The following is a 4,577-nucleotide window of genomic DNA, read 5'->3' as shown; positions in this document are numbered from 1 at the left end:
GCCATCGAGGCAGATCGACTGATGCGGATTCGTTCTAATCGTTGCTTGTGGTCAGCACCTCCACCTTATACTGGTAAAGGACGACCAAAAACTCACGGGGACAAATTTAAACTTAACGACCCTACAAGTTGGTGGAAACCAGAACAAACTTTCTTAACCCAGGAACTCAAAAGGGGTCGAATCAGGCTAAGACAATGGGATAACTTGCATTTTCGAGCCACTGCCCAACATCCGATGAGCCTGATTTTAGTAGAACGCTTAGAAGCTGAAACTGACCAATTAAAAACTCAACCTTTGTGGTTAGTGTGGGTCGGTTTCCAAATGCCACCTCTGAATGAAATTTGGCAACAATATCTACGTCGTTTTGCGATTGAGCATTGGTATCGCTTAGCTAAGCAAACCTTGCATTGGACAATTCCACAGTTAAGTACCCCTGAGCAGTGTCAACGGTGGAGCGATTTGATGCCATTGCTCACCTGGCAATTATGGCTAGCGAAAGATTTGGTTAGAGAAACTTGCTTACCTTGGCAAAAACCGCTCTCTCAATTGACGCCTGGAAGGGTCGCACAATCAATGCTTCCACTTTTAATCAAGATTGGGACTCCGGCTCTTGCCCCCAAACCGCGAGGAAAGTCGGCCGGATGGCCTACCGGAAAACCTCGGACTCGAAGATGTCGGTATCCTGTGGTTAAAAAGGGTAAAGGTCTGTTCCAAAATTCATCAAAATTCACAAGTTAACCTCTCCATCTCTCTGCGATCAACCATCTGATTAACCATTTTTTCCCCTCAGCATTAGCTGGGTCAATTTGTGCTTAGTCTAAACTCCAAAATAGAAGGAATGCAGCGTAAGTCTTGTTCTTCCCTGTTGCTTCTTCGTTCTGACTTCAGAACTTACGCAAAAAATGAATGGTTCAATCCGCTATTGGTACAGACTCTGTGGGCTGAGGCGCACCCTAAAGATAGAGTTTGTGCGTGCAGGAGTGTTCCCTCTTCCTTCTTTCTTCTTCCTTCTCAATAAAAAATCCCGGTTTCTTGAAGAAACCGGGGTTTTTCCTACCAACTAAGAGAGGAGTCAAAAGTTCACAGGTAGCGGTTGCCGGAATTCTGCATTTCTCGCACAACCCTCTAAACCAAACTACGGCAAATTCTAGTTGCAGCTTCTTTAAAGCTGTCTCATTTCCTCTTCAAGCACCCGAACCAAATCTTGGTTCCCACTGGATCTCGCTACTTCTATGCGGTGCATCAGTTGCTTGTGAATGTTAGCGCGGTGGGTTTCTGCTACTTTTTTTACGTTTTGACGATTTGTGTTCATGGTGGACGTTCCTTATATTAAATTTGGTGTACCTGCTACTTCTCTAATATAGCGCTAAATTTCAAAAAGTATCTAAATTTACAAAAAATTTACAGTTGTTGACCGATCGACCAAACTCCTGTATAAGATTGGCCATAAGTCAATAGCGATATCTTGACAATAAAAAAAAAGGCAGAACGCTAGAGCTGCAGAAGGCAGAAAGCTAGAGCTGCAGAAGGCAGAAGTAGAAATTCTCCCCATCTCACAACATTTACTCAAAGGGTAAGGTACTTATGACGTACCCAACATTTACTCAAAACTCAAAACTTCCTCCAGCGCCTCTACCAACTGCTGAAGGTGTGCGAGCTCGTGAGTTGCCATCAGCGAAATCCGAATTCGACTGACGCTTACAGTCGGAGGCCGAATCGCCGGAGCAAAAATACCCATCTCCTTGAGTTTGCTGCCGACTGTTAAAGCGGAGGCTGCATTTTTTAACGGAAGACTGAAAATAGGGGAGAGGGAATTACTAATTGGTAATTGGTGATTGGTAATCGCGCAATATTTGAAAGTTTCGATATTTTGTCGCAACCGAACTCGGCGTTCTGGTTCTTGGTGTACAATCCTCACAGCTTCCAAAGCAGCCGCCGCGTCAGCAGGCGTCAATGCTGTAGTATAAATCCAACTCGGAGCTCGATTACGCAGAAAATCAATTAAAGCAGCAGAGCCCGCAACGTAACCACCTAAACTTCCCAAAGCTTTGCTGAGTGTCCCCACTTGAATCAGCGGTGTTCCCGTACACCCGAAATGTTCTGCACAACCTGCACCGCTAGCACCGAAAACTCCTGTAGCGTGAGCTTCATCTACTAATACCATGCAGTTAAAGGTTTCGGCCACAGCCAACAACTGCGGTAGCGGACACAAGTCCCCATCCATGCTAAAGACGCTATCGGTAATAATTAAACACTTGCGGTATCTTGCGCGATTTTTCTCTAACTTTGCCGTTAAATCCTCAAGATTGCAGTGACTGTACTCTAGGGCAGTTGCACCACTGAGTATAGCTCCGTTTTTCAGGCTCGAATGGTTGTACTTGTCAGATAATATCAAATCGCGCTTGCCGACAACGGATGCGATCGCCCCTAGATTCGCCAAATATCCCGAACTGAATACTAAAGCATCTTCAGTTTGTTTTAAATTAGCAATAGCTTGTTCTAGCTGTCGGTGTAAATCGCGGTGTCCGCTAACCAACCTTGAACCCGTCGCACCCGTACCAAATTCCTTAGTTGCAGCCATAGCAGCTTGAATTAACCTGTCATGGCCCGCAAGCCCCAGATAATCGTTGCTGGCAAAGTTAATCAGCCGACGGCCTGCTAATTTTACCACCGGCCCAGGGGAACTGTCGATCGATTCTGGCGATCGATACCAATCGGCACGGCGAACTGTGTCCAGGGCCTTCTCTATCCAAGCGTAAGGGTCTGCGTTCATATTGGAAAGCGATCGGGTAATACGTTATATTAGCTGGTGATCAGTTCCTCCCTATCACAGAAGCATATGCCACTCACTAAAAAATACAGATTAGTCACCCGCAGCGATTTTGACGGTCTTGTCTGTGCCGTTTTGCTCAAAGAACTCGATATGATCGACGAGATTAAATTCGTGCATCCTAAAGATATGCAGGATGGGAAAATCGAAATAACAAATAACGATATTAGCACCAATTTACCCTATGTTGATGGAGTTCATCTAGCTTTCGATCACCATTTCAGCGAAACTCTTAGACACGAGAAAATCAAAATTAACCACATCATCGATCCCTATGCAGCTTCAGCAGCTAGGGTACTGTACAAATATTATGGAGGCCAAGCAAAGTTTCCTGATATTTCTGAGGCTATGATGGCTGCCGTTGACAAATCAGATTCCGCTCAATTTGCCAAAGAAGAGGTTCTGCACCCGCAAGAATGGGTGCTGTTAAACTTCATAATGGACGCCCGAACGGGGTTGGGAAGGTTTAAAGAATTTACCGTTTCCAATTATCAGTTAATGATGCAGTTAATCGATTACTGCAAAAATCATACCATCGATGAAATATTGCAGCTTCCTGATGTAAAAGAAAGAGTAGACCTCTACTTCGAGCAAGAAGAAAAATTTAAAGAGCAAATACAGCGATGCGCCAAAGTTTATAATAATTTAGTTGTTTTGGATTTGCGTAACGAAGAGGTGATTTATGCGGGGAATCGTTTTGTAATTTATGCTTTATTTCCTCAGTGCAATATATCAATTCACGTACTTTGGGGACTGAAAAAACAAAATACTGTTCTCGCAGTTGGCAAGTCAATCTTTAACAAAACTTCTCAAACTAATATTGGGGAGTTAATGTTAAGATATGGCGGCGGTGGGCACCAGAATGCCGGAACTTGTCAGATTGAGAACGACAAAGCTAGTCAAGTTTTGAAAGAGTTAATTGCCCACATAGAAGAAAATGGTTAAATTGGCTTTATCTTTTTTGCAGTCAGGACTTGAGTCTTTGATTATTTATTTTAATTTTCAGCACTAAAGTCCTTACTACAAAGGGGAATTTTTAGGACTGAAGTCCTTACTGCAAACGAGAGTTTAGTCCTCAAGGTTTTGAGCGGGCTGGTTCTGAACATTGAGATTTTCTGAACTGTTGCCTTTGACTGGTGGCAAATGGTCTACCAAACCCATATCAAAAGCGATATCCGGCAACTCATCAGCGTTATATTTTCCTGGCTCAAACAATCGCCCGGGAGTAAAACAAGGCTGTTTCAATCGTACCACTTCCCCGGGCGAAAACATTCCCCTAAACATTTTGCGTTCGAGTCCCATAATTTCGGCTCCTAAAACAACTTTCGCATTAATCTTAACAATTTTTGAGCGGCAGCTTCCCAATTAAATAAATCCGCCGTCTCTCTAGCTTTTTGAGCTACGTGAAAACGCATCGGGTCTTCAACAATTTTTCGCAACTGTTCGCGAACAGACTGAACATTTGGTTCTGCCCAATGAGGAGCATTTCTGATTTCTAGATACTGAGTATCGTAACACTTTCCTACGGGAATTAGATCGTAAGCAATGGGATAGCAGTTATACCAATTTTACCAGGGTAAGCTCATCTAATTCGGTATAAATTGTACTTGACAAAAAACCGCAAATAGACTTGATACCTGTGAACCGAACTCAAACCTATAAGTAGGTCCGCGCCAAAAAACCGAACTATGTTAAAATAAGTAAAGAAAGAGAACACATCTACTGAGGTAACTCAATATATGGGCGC

5 protein-coding genes are annotated in these 4,577 nt (G+C 43.5%); 2 read left to right on the top strand and 3 right to left on the bottom strand.

What is annotated here, in order from left to right; all coding sequences use genetic code 11:
* A partial coding sequence (locus QUA25_RS28600; RefSeq protein ID WP_333043068.1) for a transposase occupies nucleotides 1-738 on the top strand: 738 nt, incomplete at its 5' end.
* 424 nt (nucleotides 739-1,162) lie between these two features.
* On the opposite strand, the gene pirA is transcribed toward QUA25_RS28600, so the two are convergent.
* A complete protein-coding gene (pirA, locus tag QUA25_RS28595) occupies nucleotides 1,163-1,312 on the bottom strand; it encodes an arginine synthesis PII-interacting regulator PirA (RefSeq protein WP_172185012.1) in 150 nt (49 codons plus the stop codon).
* A gap of 288 nt (nucleotides 1,313-1,600) precedes the next feature.
* Entirely contained in the window at nucleotides 1,601-2,773 is a 1,173-nt protein-coding gene (bioF, locus tag QUA25_RS28590) for an 8-amino-7-oxononanoate synthase (protein ID WP_333043066.1), read from the bottom strand.
* A gap of 66 nt (nucleotides 2,774-2,839) precedes the next feature.
* Between bioF and QUA25_RS28585 the strand changes: the two genes are divergently transcribed.
* A complete protein-coding gene (locus QUA25_RS28585; RefSeq protein ID WP_333043064.1) occupies nucleotides 2,840-3,775 on the top strand; it encodes an exopolyphosphatase in 936 nt (311 codons plus the stop codon).
* Nucleotides 3,776-3,898: 123 nt separating this feature from the next.
* Here QUA25_RS28585 and QUA25_RS28580 read toward each other — a convergent pair whose 3' ends face one another.
* Nucleotides 3,899-4,132, bottom strand: coding sequence for a hypothetical protein (locus tag QUA25_RS28580; RefSeq protein ID WP_333043063.1), 234 nt, complete (start codon nucleotides 4,130-4,132; stop codon nucleotides 3,899-3,901).
* Nucleotides 4,133-4,577: the final 445 nt, after the last annotated feature.

Source organism: Microcoleus sp. Pol17C6, assembly GCF_036701145.1.
Lineage (GTDB): Bacteria > Cyanobacteriota > Cyanobacteriia > Cyanobacteriales > Microcoleaceae > Microcoleus.
This window is presented reverse-complemented; position numbering and strand designations above follow the sequence as displayed.